The sequence below is a fragment of the Pseudomonas sp. YuFO20 genome, assembly GCF_035064975.1.
Taxonomy (GTDB): Bacteria; Pseudomonadota; Gammaproteobacteria; order Pseudomonadales; family Pseudomonadaceae; genus Aquipseudomonas; species Aquipseudomonas putida_AE.
Genome location: NZ_JAXDEO010000042.1, coordinates 46170 through 61191, shown reverse-complemented (window position 1 = coordinate 61191; position 15022 = coordinate 46170). Strand labels below are relative to the sequence as shown.

The window sequence follows — 15022 nt, the reverse complement described above, 5'->3', positions numbered from 1 at the left end:
AGCCAGCTCCTACAGTTTGATCGGCGTACATCTGCAGGGGATTACTCGGCTGTCAGGCCGCCTTCGCTGGCAAGCCAGCTCCTACAGTTTGATCGGCGTACATCTGCAGGAGATTGCTTGGCTGGCAGGCCGCCTTCGCTGGCAAGCCAGCTCCTACAGTTTGATCGGCGTACATCTGCAGGAGATTGCTTGGCTGGCAGGACGACTCGGTCTATTTAGACAAACACAATCTCATAAGGCAACCGCATCCGCTCCAGCAACACCCTCGGCAACCGCGGGGCAACCCCGATGGCCGGCTCGCCGTCGAGCTGACTGGCATACGCATGGGTAGCGTGGCTCTTGCGCGCCACCGTCCATGTGTCCAGGCGCACCTTGCGTGCCCGATGCCAGGGGATCAAGGCGCTATCGCGGTTTGGCCAGTGCCATGCCCAGACAGGTATTTCAGTGAAGACGGCGCCCGCGATGGTGGCCGCATTGGCGCTGGCGCGGCCGACGGCGTCATGGTCGCTGGTGCCGTCATCGCACCAGGTGCTGAACACCACATCGCCCGGACGCAGATAACGGGCGATGAATTGCGTGAGCGCCTGTTCATGCTCGGCCAGGGAGTTGTCGGTGAAACCGCCGCGAATCCATTTCAGGCTGTGCATCGGCAATCCGAGCCGGCGCAGGGCCTCGACGCTTTCCTGGGAGCGGAACACGCTCAGGCGCTTTTCCGACCATTGCTGGGAGCCTTGATGACTGGCGCTGCCGTCGGTCACCGAGATCAGTTGCAAGGGGTGTCCCGTGGCGGCGAGCAACTGCAGCAGACCGCCGCAGGTCAGCACTTCGTCGCCGGGGTGGGGGGCGATCACCACTGCGCGGGCGCCGGGAGGGAGAAGGGATTGGGTACCGATGACCGGGATATTGGCCAGTTGCGGGGCGCTGTTCCAGATTTGCTCGGCACAGCTGTCACTGATGGACACGGATTTCATGGCGTTACGTCCTTGTTACATTCGCCTTCAGGCGTGCGCGACGCAAGTGCGGCAGCAGCCGTGAGGGCGGGTTGATAGCGAAGCGCGGCGCTCCGGACCCTGGACAGCCGCGCATCGAGTATTGCTCATGTAGCGGTATTCGTCGCCCCGGATGTGCTCGCAAGAAACAATTTTTCCGGCGCGCCGGCTGTTTTTACTCCTCTTCCTCCCGTTGCAGTTCGAATAACAGCAACGAACGCCCGGTGACCGAGTACTCGCGACCGAAGTCGAAGCGTTCCTGGCCGCGTATGGACGGTTGGTTGGTGTCGATCAGGCAGGTCCAGAAACTGCCATCGGGCACCTCCGGCAGGAGGAAGTTGACGATGTCGTGATGGGCGTTGACCACCAGCAACAGCGTGGCGTCCGCCCCTTTGCGGCGAATCCCGGTTTCCTGGGCGCGGCCGTCGAGCAACATGCCCAGGCAGCGATTATGCGCATCGTGCCAGTGCTCGGTGGTCATTTCGCTGCCATCCGGTGCGAGCCAGGTGACATCCTTGACGCCGATGTCCTCGTTGTAATTGCCCACCAGGAAGCGCCCGCGGCGCAGGATCGGATAGGTCAGGCGCAATTTGATCAGGCGCTTGACGAACTTGAGCAGGGCCTTGCCGTCTTCGCTCAGGTCCCAGTTGACCCAGCCGATTTCGCTGTCCTGGCAATAGGCGTTGTTGTTGCCTTCCTGGGTGCGGGCGAATTCATCGCCGGCCACCAGCATCGGCGTACCCTGGGCCAGCAGCAAGGTGGCAAAGAAATTGCGCATCTGGCGCTGGCGCAGGGCGTTGATTTCCGGGTCGTCGGTGGGGCCTTCGACGCCATGGTTCCAGGACAGGTTGTTGTTGCTGCCGTCCTGGTTGTCCTCGTCGTTGGCCTCGTTGTGCTTGTCGTTGTACGACACCAGGTCATTGAGGGTGAAACCGTCGTGGGCGGTGATGAAGTTCAGCGATGAATAGGGCCGCCGGCCGCGCTGGTTGAACATCTCGCCGGAAGCGGTCATGCGGCTGGCGAAGTCCGCCAGCTGGCCATCGTCGCCTTTCCAGAAGGCGCGCACGGTGTCGCGAAACTTGTCGTTCCATTCCACCCAGCCCGGCGGGAAGCGTCCGACCTGATACCCGCCGGGCCCGCAATCCCAGGGCTCGGAGATCAGCTTGACCTGACGCAGGACCGGGTCCTGGCGGCAGGCCACGAGGAAACTGTGGCGCTCGTCGAAGCCGTCGTGATAACGCCCGAGGATGGTCGCCAGGTCGAAGCGAAAGCCATCCACATGCATCTCCGAGGCCCAGTAGCGCAGGGAGTCGGTGACCATCTGCAACACGCACGGGTGGCTCAGGTCCAGGGTGTTGCCGGTGCCGGAGTCGTTGATGTAGAAGCGCTTGTCGTCAGGCTTCAAGCGGTAGTAGGAGGCGTTGTCGATGCCGCGCATGGACAGGGTCGGACCCTGTTCGTTGCCCTCGGCAGTGTGGTTGTAGACCACGTCGAGGATCACTTCCAGGTTGGCTTCGTGCAGGTGCGCGACCATTTCCTTGAATTCGGCGATCTTGCCGCTGGCCAGGTAGCGCGGGTCGGGGGCGAAGAAAGCAATGCTGTTGTAGCCCCAATAATTGGTCATGCCTTTGTGCAGCAGGTGCTGGTCGTTGACGAAGGCGTGGATCGGCAGCAGTTCGACACTCGACACACCCAGCTTGCGGATGTGCTCCAGCACTTCGTCGACCATCAGCCCGGCAAAGGTCCCGCGCACGTTTTCGGGGACGGCGGGGTGACGCATGCTGTAGCCGCGCACGTGGGTTTCATAAATGATCGTCTTGTCCCAGGGCACGCTGACCCGGTGATCGTGGCCCCAGGTGTGCGCCGGATCGATCACCTTGCATTTGGGCACGAAGGGCGCGCTGTCGCGTTCGTCGAAACTGAGGTCGCGGTCCGGGTGGCCAATGGTGTAGCCGAACAAGGCCTCGGACCATTTCAGGCGGCCGATCAGTTGTTTGGCGTAGGGGTCGATCAACAACTTGTTGGGGTTGAAGCGATGGCCGTTGGCCGGGTCGTACGGGCCGTACACGCGGTAACCGTAGATCAGCCCCGGATGGGCGTCGGGCAAGTAGCCGTGGTAGATCTCGTCGGTGTATTCCGGCAGCTCGATGCGTTCGAGTTCGACTTCGCCGGCATCATCGAAAATGCATAGTTCGACCCGGGTGGCGTTGGCCGAGAACAACGCGAAATTGACCCCCAGGCCATCCCAGGTCGCACCGAGTGGAAAGGGCAGGCCTTCACGGATGCGCGAGGGTTCGGCACGGGGAGGCGGCGTTTCTTTCTTCGGACGGGACATATTTGCTCCAGCAACAGCGGACAGTAACGGGGCTCAGTATTTATTTCGCGGGCGAGCACACCCCTCGGTGGCGAGCGGGCTCGCCACGCAATGATTCAATGCAACGGGAGAAGCTTAGACCGCTGGCGGTTTTCGCGCCGCACGGGGCTTTTTCTCGGCGGCCTTTTCCCCAGGTGGTATCACCGCAGAGGCAGCAGCCGGCTTGGCCTTGGCCTTGGGTTTTGGTGCTGCAGCCTTGCCATTGAGCTTGGCATCGCCTTCTTTGCTCACGGCGGGCTTGCTTGCCGGGGTTTTTGCCGGCTTTTTCGGCGCCAGTTTTTCGGCTTCGGCGAGTTTGCGCGCCATCTCCCAGTGCCGTGCTTCCTGGCCCTCGGGTTTGCCTTCAGACTCCCAGATCTGATAGGCAAACTCGCGGATACGCTTATCGTCGGTACTCATCGCATTGCTCCTGAACTGAACTCAAGTGTGGGTAGTTTGGATAAAGAGATTGACCGGGAAATCCCCCAGCGCGGCGCTGATCATCAGCTCCCTGTTTTTTGTGACTGCGACGCTTGTAAAAAGTCCCTTCAGATTTTCCTCGGCGGTTGTGAAGGGCAAACTGACCCGGGTGTTGCCCCACTGCTGCGCGTCCACCTGAGGCTCGGCACTGTTTTCCAGCAGAGCCGAGCAACGGATCGGCACGATGACGATGGCGCGCTTGCCCTCCCATTCACGTACAAATCCCAGCACCCGATTGGCCTGACTGCCGATGACTTCGAGGGGTTGGTAGGTCCCGCGTCGAAACAGGTCGGCGTACTCGGCCCGCAGGTTCAAAGTCTGCGCAATCAACGCTTGCTTGATGCGCCCGTCGCGCCAATGCGTCAACAGATCAGGCAGATCCAGCGATTGCTGTAAGGCCTGTTGGCGGCTGGCGTAATCCACCGGCCGGCGGTTGTCCGGATCGACCAGGGTGAAGTCCCAGAAGTCAGCGCCCTGATAGAGGTCCGGCACGCCCGGCACGGTCATGCGCAGCAAGGTTTGCGCCAATCCGTTGAGGGCGCCGGGCAAGGCGATGGTGCGGGCGGCCTTGCCGAGGGCGCTGCGCAGCAGATCACCTTCCGGACTCAACAGCAGGCGCTGGGTGAAGCTCTCGGTGGCCTGTTCGTAAACCTCGTTCGGAGCGCTCCAGCTGCTCTGCAGCTTGGCTTCACGCAGGGCCTTGCGTTGCCATTGGCTGATGCGTTTGGCGTAGTCCTCCAAGGCCGGTTGGTCGTCGAGGTGCAACTCCAGCGGCCAACTGCCGAGCAGTGCCTGATAGAGAATCAGCTCATCCCCCGCAGACGGCATCTGGTCATCGTCGCGCAACGGGCGGGCGAGGGCGCGCCACAGGCCGACCTGTTCGACGTACCATTTACTGCGTTCACTCAAGATTGCCAGGCGCGCCCGGGTATCCTCGCCACGCTTGTGATCGTGGGTCGCGGTGGCGAGCAGGTTGTCCGGAAAATTGGCCAGGCGTTGGGCGCATGCCCCATGAAAATCGGCCACCGGGGCGCTGAACTGCTCGGTGCTGAAGCCAACGTCATTGCGCGACAGCAGCACCGCCGAGCGATAGAACGCGGTATCTTCCACGGCCTTCGCCGCGGCAGGTGACGTCAACTGTTGGAATCGCACGCAAGCATGCTTGAGTCGTTTACGCAGGCGACCGGCCGGGCGTCTACGCCAGGCCTCGCCGCCCAGCCAACCTGCCAGGCACTCAAGCACTGGCCAGTCGGATTCGCTCAGGGTCTGGCGGGCGCCTTCCATGGCCTGCTGGAAAAACACCTCGTCCTGGGTCGAACGCCCCAGGGCACCGATGTAGGTGCGATACACCGAGAAATGCACGATCAGTTCCTGCAACGCCCGACGGATCGCGCCCAGGGTCAAGTCGCGGGTCATCAGGTCATCCCGGGCCACTTGCAACAGGGCCTGGGCGACACTTTCGAAATCCCCGGCGAGCGAGCCATTGAGAATCTGCTGGCGCGCCAGTTGTGCTTCCTGGCGGAAGTCAGCCGGGCGTTCGCTGTAGCGCTGCCAGAGTTCGCCGAGGTTTTTTTCACCCTCGGGGTCGTGTTGCAACAGCGACAACTGGTTCATGAATTCGTAGCCGGTGGTGCCATCCACCGACCAGTCGCGGTGCAGGCTTTCGCCCTCGCCAAGGATTTTTTCCACATAGATCGGCAGGTGCCGGCCCGGTGCCAGGCTGTCGACCCGGCGCCGCAGTTTGCGGCAGTAGCCCCGCGGGTCGGCGAGGCCGTCGATGTGGTCGATGCGCAACCCGTCGACCAGGCCTTGCTCTACCAACTGGAAAATCTTCGCGTGGGTCGCCTCGAACACCGCCGGACGCTCTACGCGCAAGCCACCCAGCTCGTTGATATCGAAAAAACGCCGCCAGTTGATGTCGTCCGCGGCGGTGCGCCAACTGGCGAGGCGGTAGCTCTGGCGTTCCAGCAAGTCGTGCAAGCGCTGGAAGCCCTCGCTGGTCTTTGAGTCGTAGGCTTGCAGATTGTGTTCAATGGTTTGCAGCATCGCCGGATCGCAGGCCAGTTCCCGTAGCTCCTCTTTTAACGGAATCGCCAGCCTGTAGGCGTCGGTCTGGTAACTCAAGGTGCTGAAGCGGTCCGCCAGTAATTTCAGCGGCTCGGCATCGGCCTTGAGCAGTTCGCCGTATTGGCTGGGGCAGATCGGAAAGTGATGATCGTAATGCTCGACGTAAAACGTGCCGCGCTTCGCATCGAAACGCAGCGCGAGGGTACCGTCCTGCAAGGCGATGCCGTAGTCGCTGCCGAGGAACGGCAACAGCAACTGGCCTTCCATCAAGGGGTCGGGCGAGTGCCACTGGATATCGAAGAACTCGCCGTACGGGCTCAGGCGTCCCCACTCGAGCAAGTCCAGCCACCAGGGATTGTCATTACCGCCGACCGCCATGTGGTTGGAGACGATATCGAGGATCAACCCCATGTTCTGCGCGCGCAGGGCACTGACCAGGCGACGCAATGCCGGTTCACCGCCGAGCTCCGGGTTGACGCTGGTCGGGTCCACCACGTCATAACCGTGCATCGAACCGGCGCGGGCGCTCAGCAGCGGCGAGGCGTAGACATGGCTGATGCCCAGGCGGGCAAAGTAGGGCACCAGCGGCACGGCGTCGTCGAGGGTGAAGCCTTTATGAAATTGCAGTCGCAGGGTGGCCCGTAGTGGTTCGATGTTGATTTGATTCATTGGTCACGCTCGGCCGCCTGAAGTCGCGCGCAGGCGAGCAGTTCCAGGCGCCGGGCGGCGTCCGGGTCGTCGAGCAGCGCTTCGCTGTACCCGGGCAGCCGTCGCGACCAGTTGGGGTGCGTATCGATGGTGCCGGGCAGGTTGGCCTGCTGTTCGATGCCCAGCGCATCCTCCAGCGGCAGCAGCACCAGCGGCGCGCGGGTGTGGCCGAGGAAACGCACACTGGCGTCGAGCACCTGATCGGTTTCATGGGACTCTTCGCGAAAGTTCTGCGGGTCCTGGCTCAAGGTCCGGCGCAGGCCTTCGCGCTCGCGCTCGCGGTGCTGGCGCCACTCGATTTCAGCGCTGGCATCGACCAGGCCGAGGCGGGCGTTCCAGTCGATATCGCGGCCATGCCACCAGCCATTGAGCGTGGGCAGGTCGTGGGTGCTGGTGGTGGCCAGGGCGTTGTCCGGCCAGTCGAGGATCGGTTTGAAGTGGGTGTTGTCCTGTTCGAACAGCAACACGCGCATCCCGAGCATGGCGCGGGCGCTGAGTTTTTCCCGCAGGCCATCGGGCACCGTGCCCAGGTCTTCACCGAGCACAATGGCCTGGTGGCGATGGGACTCGAGGGTCAACAGCCGTAGTAAGTCGTCCAGCGGGTAATACAGGTAGGCGCCATCGGCTGGCGACGCACCATTGGGGATCACCCACAAGCGTTGCAGGCCCATGACATGGTCGATTCGCAGGCCCCCGGCGTGGGCGAAGTTGGCCCGCAGCATTTCGATGAAAGCGCGAAAGCCATTGCGCACCAGGCCTTCGGGGGAGAAGGCGGAAATGCCCCAACCCTGGCCCGTGCGGTTGAGAATGTCCGGTGGCGCGCCAACGGTGAGGGAGGCGAGCAGTTCGTCCTGGCGACTCCAGGCCTGGCTGCCACCGCCATCGGCACCCACGGCCAGGTCGGCAATCAGGCCAATGCCCATGCCGCTGCTGCGGGCGGCGGCTTGCGCGCGCTCCAGGCACCGGGTGATCAGCCACTGGCAGAAGGCGAAGAAGCCGATGCGTCCGGCATTCTCTTCGGCGAAGTCGGCCAGGGCAGCGCTGCGCGGGTTGCGCCACTGCTCCGGCCATTCACGCCAATCGAGGCTTTGCCCTTGGGCCAGGCGTGCCTCTTGAATGGCTTCGAAGCGGCAATGATTTTCCAGCGCTTCACCCCCGGCATGACGAAAGCTGCTGAAGTCGGCGTGCAGCGGATGTTCGCCCTGCACGAAGCCTTCGTACAGCGCCTGTAACAGCCGATGCTTGGCTTCGGCGGCGGTCGGCCAGTCGATCAATGGTAGCTCTTCCAGGTGCTTGAGTTCGGCGGCCAGGCCCGTGGCATCGATTGCGGTGCGCATCGCGCGCTCACCAAGAATCGCTCCCGGCGCGCAATACAGGCTGTTGAGAAACAGACGGCTGGAAGGCGAATAGGGGCTATAGCGGTGGGTGTCGTTGGCGAACATGGCATGCAGTGGACTGATCGCAAGGGCTTCGGCGCCGCGTTCACCGGCCACTCGGGCCAGGTCTTCCAGCGCCTGGGTGTCGCCAAAACCGCCATCGCCGGCACGGCGCAAGGCGTACAGTTGCACGCTCAGGCCCCAGGTACGCGGGATCGGGCTGTCCACGGCATCGCCCACGCTGTAGCAGCGGGCGGGGGCCACGGCCAGGGTGAAGCTCTGACCATCGATGTCGACGTGCTGGTAACCGACCGGAATCAGCCCGGGCAGGACGGCCTCGGCATCCAGTTTCAGACTCAGGTGCGAGCCATCTTCGAGATGGACCTCGCAGGGTGTCAGCGGCTCGAAAAAGTGCGCCAGGTTGAGTCCAACCCCGACATCGGCGGTGATCAGCGGCGGCAGGTGCCGGGTTTCCTGGACCTGTTGCAATTCGACCAGGCTGGCGTCGATTTCCTGGGCGCTGCCGGCCGGGTGGCCGAGACCGGTGAGGACGTTGCGCAGCACCGCGGGGGCGACTTTTTGCGGGCGGCCATTGGCGTCGATCCAGTCGACCGCCAGGCCGGCCCGGGTGGCCAGGATTTCCAGTTGCGCATCACTCATTGGCGCTCTCCATCAAGGGGTAGCAAAGGGGCCGCGGCCGTGAGGCTGACAAGCGCGCAATACGGGGGCAAGGTGCCTTGATCCAGCTGTTGACCGGACCCAGGCGGCTGTTCGAACAGTAAAGAAGCATTGACCGATGGCGTGTGGCGAATTGGCTTGGCGCTGAGGTTGAGGTCGATGCGCAAGTGGCTGCCATCGCCCAGGCGCCAGGACGCGCTCACCGCTGCGGTGCCGAGCACCTCGGCATCCAGCGCGTGGGTACCGGGCAAAAACGCAATGATATGCCGATGCCGGATCTGCAACAGTTGCCGATAGAAGTCATGGACCGCCGATGGCGTGGTGGAGGCAAGGGCAGGGCGCGATGCTTCGAAAGTCTGTGGTTCGTTGGGATCGGGAATCTGTTCGCGTTTATGCGGGTCGGCAAAGGCGCTGAACGCGGCAAACTCATTGCGCCGTCCTTCGCGCACCAGCCGTGCCAGTTCGCCATGGTGGCTGGTGAAAAACAGGAAGGGTTGTTCGGCGGCAAACTCATCGCCCATGAACATCAGCGGGATCATCGGCGACAGCAGCAACAGCACCGTCGCCGCTTTCAACGCTTCGGGGTGGGCCAGTTGATGCAGGCGCTCGCCAAAGGCGCGGTTGCCGATCTGGTCGTGGTTCTGCAAAAACAGCACGAACGCAGTGGGTGGCAAATGCCCGCTGGGCTCGCCGCGTGACTCGCCGTGGCGGTTGACGTGGCCCTGGAACACAAAGCCCTGGCTCAGGCAGCGGGCCAGTTGTTCGGTGGGGTTTTCGGCATAGTCGGCGTAATAGGCATCGGTTTCGCCGGTCAGCAGCACGTGCAGGGCGTTGTGCCCGTCATCGTTCCACTGCGCATCAAAGCCCTGCTCGAGCAGGCTGGCCTGGTTATGTTCGTTTTCCACCATCAGCCACACATGGCGCGACGGATCGCTCTGCTCGCGCACCCGCTGGGCCAATTCCTGGAGGAAATCCGGGTCTTCGATGGCGTGGACCGCGTCCAGGCGCAAGCCGTCGAAACGGTACTCCAGCAGCCACATCAAGGCGTTGTCGATGAAGAAGTCGCGCACCTCGCGCCGACGGAAATCGATGGCTGCTCCCCAAGGCGTGTGCCGGTCTTCACGGAAGAAGCCCTTGGCGTAGCGATGCAGGTAATTGCCATCCGGCCCGAAGTGGTTGTAGACCACGTCGAGAATCACCGCCAGACCGAGGCCATGGGCGGTGTCGATCAGGTGCTTGAGCTGCTCGGGAGAACCATAGGAGGCCTGGGGCGCATACAGCAGCACCCCGTCGTAGCCCCAATTGCGCTCACCGGGAAACTGCGCGATCGGCATCAACTCGATCGCGGTGATCCCAAGCTTGACCAGGTGCGCCAGCTGTTGCTCGACACCCGCGAAGCCGCCGAGCGCACCGACGTGCAGCTCGTAGATCACCGCTTCGTTCCAGGGGCGTCCCAGCCAGGTGGTGTGCCGCCATTGGTAGGCGAGCGGGTCGACCACCACGCTGTACTGGTCAATGTCCCCGGCCTGGGCGCGGGAGGCCGGGTCTGGCACCTCCAGCTCGCCATCGATGTTGTAGCGGTAGCGCGTACCCGCCGGGCAACGGGTGTTGATCACGAACCAGCCGTCGGCCTGGGGCAACAACGGCAAGGACTGTCCATTTTCCAGCTCGACACTGACGTAGAACGCATCGGGAGCCCACAACGCGAATCGCGTGTTTTGCGGGTCCAGTTTGATTGCGCCGTGGGGCCAGGTCTCAAGGGTCCGTAACGGCATCTCTAAAGCCTCTTACTGTTTGTGCGATTTCCCCAAAGCTTTGGCTACAAGCTGTTCGTAGAGTTCAGCGTAAGGTTCGACCGCCTTGCACCAGTTGAACGGTGCGGCCATGGCGCGGCAGCGCATGGCGTTCAGCAGGCCGGGGAATTCGAAGACCTTGAACGCGCGGCTCAGGGCTTCCTGATAGCTCTCCACCGTCGATTCATCGAACAGGAAGCCGGTCACGCCGTCTTCAATGGTGTCCGCCAGGCCGCCGGTATTGCGCGCCACCGGCAACGAGCCGAAGCGCTGGGCGTACATCTGGCTCAGGCCGCACGGTTCATAGCGCGACGGCATCAACAGGAAATCGCTGCCGGCAAACATCCGCCGGGCATCGGTTTCATTGAAGCCGATGCGCACGCCGATCTGCCCGGGGAAACGCAGGGCCAGTTCGCGCATGGCCTGCTCTTCTTCCGGCTCGCCACGGCCAATGATTGCGATCTGGCCACCGGATTTGACGATGTATTCGGAGACCGCTTCGGTCAGGTCGAGGCCTTTCTGGTAAACCAGGCGCGAGACCACGGCGAACAGCGGGCCTTCGCTGTCCTGCAGGCCGAACAACTGGCGGACATGGGCGGCGTTGACCGCCTTGCCGTCCCAATCGCCGATTTTGAAGGGGCAGAACAAGTGCGGGTCGGTGGCCGCATCCCAGCTTTCATCGATGCCGTTGGGAATGCCGCTGAGCAGGCCTTGCTGGGTCTTGGCGGCGAGAAAGCCGTCCAGACCGCAGCCGAAGTCCGGGGTGGTGATTTCCTGGGCGTAGGTGGCGCTGACCGTGGTGATGTGGCTCGAATAGGCCATGCCGGCCTTGAGGAACGACATCTTGCCGTAGAACTCCATGCCTTCCTGTTGCAGGGCGTGCTGCGGAATGCCCAGCTCGGGGCAGGACCCCAGGCTCGTCACGCCCTGGTACGCCAGGTTATGAATGGTGAACAGGGTGGGCGTGCGCTGGCCGCGCCAGTGCATATAGGCAGGGGCCAGGCCGGCCGGCCAGTCATGGGCGTGCACCAGGTCCGGGCACCAGTGGATTTGTGCGAGGTTGGCGGCGATATCGGCGGCGGCCAGGCCCAGGCGGGCGAAACGGATATGGTTGTCCGGCCAGTCGCGGCCGTTGTTGGCGCCATAGGGCGAACCTTCGCGCTCGTAGAGCTCAGGGCAGATCAACACATAAATGACCAGGCCGTCAGGCATGTCCATGCGCCCGATCTTGCACGGCGGGAGCGCCGCGTGACCGCCGAGTTCACCGATGATGTGAATCGGGTTTTCACTGTGCATCACCTGCGGATAGCCAGGGATCAGTACCCGCACATCGTGCAGATGCGCCATGGCCCGCGGCAGTGCGGCGGAAACGTCGCCCAGGCCACCGGTCTTCACCAGGTCAGCAATCTCGGAGGTGACGAACAACACTTTCTTCTTGTTGGGATTCTGGCTGGCCACCGGTGTCAGCGTCCGGGTCCCGGTAACGCTGATCGGTTGCGCGCTGGGAGCACTCACGGCGCTCGATTCGCCGACCTGCTGATGAGCCAGCTCTCCCTGAACATCCAAAGCCGCACTAATCATATGAATCTCCCGTGTTGTTGATCTAATTCTCAGGTCTGGCAAACGGTGTTTCGTGGCCAATGGGTGTGGCCATGCGCAAAAGCGCTACGCGTCGGCGAGCAAGCGCTCCCCAAATGCGTTGAGGCAGTATGGGTGAATGAACCATTGCAAGGATTGCACCAGTCGCAACGCACCTACCTTTCACTCGACCGGACACGTGGGGCAAAAGTTTCCACTTTTTTTTCACTTTGTGACCGACCGGTCTCCCCCGCGAAAATCAGTCTAGGCCAGAACTTAGAGCGGTAAAGCGCTGATGGCAAAATTGTTCGACAATCGGTTGATTTAGGTACGAACGTGCCGGATACCGGTGCGAACGCACCGACGAAGTGCAGGTTTTTATGCGTTTTGGCCTCAAAAAGTCACGTGGCAGTCATATGGATGTGCGTAGCGTCGCGGTGCGTAAGCACTGTTATGGTGCGCTCGCCCGCGTCCCGCTTTTGGCCGAACCACTGCCTTACCGCCAGCCATGGTGCCTTGTTATAGTTCGGGCTCTTTTTTTGCCCGGTAAAGGATCACTAGCATGTCTCAGTACACAGCGTTCAACGTCGAACTGGTGGATAAAGTTGCCCATGTGCAGATCAACCGCCCGGAAAAGATCAACTCGATGAACGCTGCCTTCTGGACCGAGATCATCGAGATCTTCCAGTGGATCGACGACACCGACGAAGTTCGGGTGGTGGTGATCAGTGGCGCCGGCAAGCATTTCTCCTCCGGCATCGACCTGATGATGCTGGCCGGCGTAGCCAATGAGTTGGGCAAGGACGTGGGGCGCAATGCGCGCTTGCTGCGGCGCAAGATCCTCAACCTGCAGGCTTCCTTCAATGCGGTCGACCATTGCCGCAAACCGGTGCTTGCGGCCATCCAGGGTTATTGCCTGGGCGGCGCCATCGACCTGATCGCCGCTTGCGACATGCGCTACGCCGCCGAAGACGCACAATTCTCGATCAAGGAAATCGACATCGGCATGGCCGCCGACGTCGGCACGCTGCAACGCTTGCCGCGGATCACCGGGGACGGCATGCTGCGTGAACTGGCTTACACTGGTCGCACCTTCGGCGCCGAAGAAGCACGGGGCATGGGCCTGGTCAATCGCGTCTACAGCGATACCGCCAGCCTGCTCGACGGCGTCATGGGCATTGCCCGGGAGATTGCGAGCAAGTCGCCGATTGCCATTACTGGCACCAAGGAGATGATCAGCTACATGCGCGATCATCGCATCGACGACGGCCTGGAATACGTCGCCACCTGGAACGCCGCCATGCTGCAATCCACCGATCTGCGCGTGGCCATGGCCGCCCATATGAGCAAACAGAAACCCGAATTTCTGGATTGAGTGAAAAATGACTCCACGCTGGACCACGGCAGTACTGGACACCGACCAACCCGGCGGCTGGGCGGTCGCGCGCAGCCCCGAAGGCTTTTTGTTCGATGACAACGGCGCACTGTTCCCGCGCGAATGGCTCAAGCGCCTGGACCTGCCGATACTCGCCGAGCACGGCATCGGCCATCTGGATGGCGAGCCGGTCTACTTGCTGGAGTTGCGTGCCCCCGGCGATGTGCCGGGCTGCGGCTGGAAAGGCTTGCGGGCGTTCATGCTCGAGGGCGATCACACGCTGTTCAAGGTACTGGGCTACGCCGCGCAGATCGGCACCTGGGCCCGCGAGCACCGTTTTTGCGGCAACTGCGGCCAGGCCATGACCCAGGTGCCGCGCGAGCGGGCGATGTATTGCCAGCCGTGTGACTTGCGCAGCTACCCGCGGATTTCCCCAAGCATGATCGTGCTGGTGACCCGTGGCGATGAAGTGCTACTGGCACGCTCGCCACGTTTTGTCGCCGGGGTCTACAGCACGTTGGCGGGGTTCGCCGAGCCTGGCGAATCGGCGGAGGATTGCCTGATTCGCGAGGTGCGTGAAGAAGTGCAGATCGAGGTGAAGAACATCCAGTACCTGGGCAGCCAGTGCTGGCCGTTCCCGCACTCGATGATGCTCGGCTTCCATGCGGAATACGCCGGTGGCGAGATCGTCTGCCAGGAGGACGAGATCGAAGACGCCCAGTGGTTCAACGTACATGAGCTGCCGCCGTTGCCGGCGTCACGCTCGATTGCCCGTTACCTGATCGACGTCTATGTGGCGCGGCGCTTAGGCCACGCTGAACCAGTGTTGCCAGGCTAGCCGTACGGTCAGGCCCAGCACCACGGTGATGAATACCGGACGAATGAACTTCGCGCCGCCGCTGATGGCGGTGCGAGCGCCGAAGAAAGCCCCGACCATCACTGACAGGCCCATGCAGAGGCCAATGATCCAGTCCACTTGCCCGGAAAACACGAACACCGACAGCGCCGCAATGTTGCTGACGAAGTTCATGCTGCGCGCTACGCCGCTGGCCTTGACCAGATCGATCGGGTACATCAGCAGGCTGCTGACAGTCCAGAACGCACCGGTGCCGGGGCCGGCCACGCCATCGTAGAAACCCAGGGTGAAGCCTTGGGTCGATTGCCACTTTTTCCTGATCGGCGCGTCGCTGTCCAGCGGCGCTTTCGGCGTGCCGCCAAACAACAGGTAAAGCCCGCAGGCAAACACGATCACCGGCAGCATCTTGTTCAGCCATTCCGCCGGCAGGTAATGCGCGACCACGGCGCCGGTCAGCGCGCCGACCAGGGTGCCGACGATGGCGTGCATCCACTGCCGGGGGTGGAACAGCTTGCGGCGGTAGAAGGTGAAGCTGGCCGTGGCCGAGCCGAAGGTCGAGCTGAGTTTGTTGGTGCCCAGCACCAGGTGCGGCGGCAGGCCGGCGGTCAGCAAGGCCGGGGTGGTCAACAGCCCGCCACCGCCGGCGATGGCGTCGATGAAACCGGCAATGAAAGCGACAAAGGCCAGGATGGCCAGGGTGGTAAGGTCAACGCTGAGTTCGAAAGGCATGGAATCGGCTTAATCGGCGGGGGGGCAGCAAAGGGCCGCG

General features: G+C 62.6%; 10 protein-coding genes. 2 read left to right on the top strand and 8 right to left on the bottom strand.

Features of this window, described 5'->3' with window-relative positions; all coding sequences use genetic code 11:
- Positions 1–215 precede the first annotated feature (215 nt).
- The 7 genes from SOP85_RS22085 to glgA all read right to left on the bottom strand — a co-directional run bounded on the left by SOP85_RS22085 (position 216) and on the right by glgA (position 12025).
- Positions 216–971, bottom strand: coding sequence for a PIG-L deacetylase family protein (locus SOP85_RS22085; RefSeq protein WP_274077316.1), 756 nt, complete (start codon positions 969–971; stop codon positions 216–218).
- Between the two features lie 193 nt (positions 972–1164).
- Positions 1165–3324 (bottom strand): glycogen debranching protein GlgX, encoded by a 2160-nt coding sequence (glgX, locus tag SOP85_RS22080; RefSeq protein WP_323628239.1) that lies wholly within the window; start codon positions 3322–3324, stop codon positions 1165–1167.
- Between the two features lie 114 nt (positions 3325–3438).
- Positions 3439–3762, bottom strand: a complete 324-nt coding sequence (locus SOP85_RS22075) for a DUF2934 domain-containing protein (protein ID WP_323628237.1) — start codon at positions 3760–3762, stop codon at positions 3439–3441.
- A gap of 21 nt (positions 3763–3783) precedes the next feature.
- The gene (locus tag SOP85_RS22070; protein WP_323628236.1) at positions 3784–6558 is read right to left on the bottom strand and encodes a malto-oligosyltrehalose synthase; all 2775 of its coding nucleotides are present in this window, start codon (positions 6556–6558) and stop codon (positions 3784–3786) included.
- Positions 6555–8633, bottom strand: coding sequence for a 4-alpha-glucanotransferase (gene malQ, locus SOP85_RS22065; protein ID WP_323628235.1), 2079 nt, complete (start codon positions 8631–8633; stop codon positions 6555–6557). Before malQ ends, SOP85_RS22070 begins: the two co-directional genes overlap by 4 nt.
- Positions 8630–10426 (bottom strand): malto-oligosyltrehalose trehalohydrolase, encoded by a 1797-nt coding sequence (gene treZ, locus SOP85_RS22060; protein WP_323628234.1) that lies wholly within the window; start codon positions 10424–10426, stop codon positions 8630–8632. Before treZ ends, malQ begins: the two co-directional genes overlap by 4 nt.
- Positions 10427–10438: 12 nt before the next feature.
- Complete coding sequence (gene glgA, locus SOP85_RS22055; RefSeq protein WP_274077310.1) at positions 10439–12025, bottom strand: glycogen synthase GlgA; 1587 nt, start codon at positions 12023–12025, stop codon at positions 10439–10441.
- 559 nt (positions 12026–12584) lie between these two features.
- Between glgA and SOP85_RS22050 the strand changes: the two genes are divergently transcribed.
- A complete protein-coding gene (locus SOP85_RS22050) occupies positions 12585–13397 on the top strand; it encodes a crotonase/enoyl-CoA hydratase family protein (protein WP_323628233.1) in 813 nt (270 codons plus the stop codon).
- Positions 13398–13404: 7 nt separating this feature from the next.
- Positions 13405–14235: an NAD(+) diphosphatase gene (gene nudC / locus SOP85_RS22045; RefSeq protein WP_323628231.1), complete on the top strand. Its 831-nt coding sequence runs from the start codon at positions 13405–13407 to the stop codon at positions 14233–14235.
- On the opposite strand, the gene SOP85_RS22040 is transcribed toward nudC, so the two are convergent.
- Positions 14203–14982 (bottom strand): TSUP family transporter, encoded by a 780-nt coding sequence (locus SOP85_RS22040; RefSeq protein WP_274077307.1) that lies wholly within the window; start codon positions 14980–14982, stop codon positions 14203–14205. The two genes, nudC and SOP85_RS22040, sit on opposite strands and share 33 nt — an antisense overlap.
- Between the last annotated feature and the right edge of the window lie 40 nt (positions 14983–15022).

Excerpts from the sequence above, each read along its gene's own strand:
- malQ (WP_323628235.1), bottom strand. The coding sequence starts at position 8,633 with ATGAGTGATGCGCAACTGGAAATCCTGGCCACCCGGGCCGGCCTGGCG.
- nudC (WP_323628231.1), top strand. The coding sequence starts at position 13,405 with ATGACTCCACGCTGGACCACGGCAGTACTGGACACCGACCAACCCGGC.
- SOP85_RS22040 (WP_274077307.1), bottom strand. The coding sequence starts at position 14,982 with ATGCCTTTCGAACTCAGCGTTGACCTTACCACCCTGGCCATCCTGGCC.
- treZ (WP_323628234.1), bottom strand. The coding sequence starts at position 10,426 with ATGCCGTTACGGACCCTTGAGACCTGGCCCCACGGCGCAATCAAACTG.
- SOP85_RS22075 (WP_323628237.1), bottom strand. The coding sequence starts at position 3,762 with ATGAGTACCGACGATAAGCGTATCCGCGAGTTTGCCTATCAGATCTGG.
- glgX (WP_323628239.1), bottom strand. The coding sequence starts at position 3,324 with ATGTCCCGTCCGAAGAAAGAAACGCCGCCTCCCCGTGCCGAACCCTCG.
- glgA (WP_274077310.1), bottom strand. The coding sequence starts at position 12,025 with ATGATTAGTGCGGCTTTGGATGTTCAGGGAGAGCTGGCTCATCAGCAG.
- SOP85_RS22085 (WP_274077316.1), bottom strand. The coding sequence starts at position 971 with ATGAAATCCGTGTCCATCAGTGACAGCTGTGCCGAGCAAATCTGGAAC.
- SOP85_RS22070 (WP_323628236.1), bottom strand. The coding sequence starts at position 6,558 with ATGAATCAAATCAACATCGAACCACTACGGGCCACCCTGCGACTGCAA.
- SOP85_RS22050 (WP_323628233.1), top strand. The coding sequence starts at position 12,585 with ATGTCTCAGTACACAGCGTTCAACGTCGAACTGGTGGATAAAGTTGCC.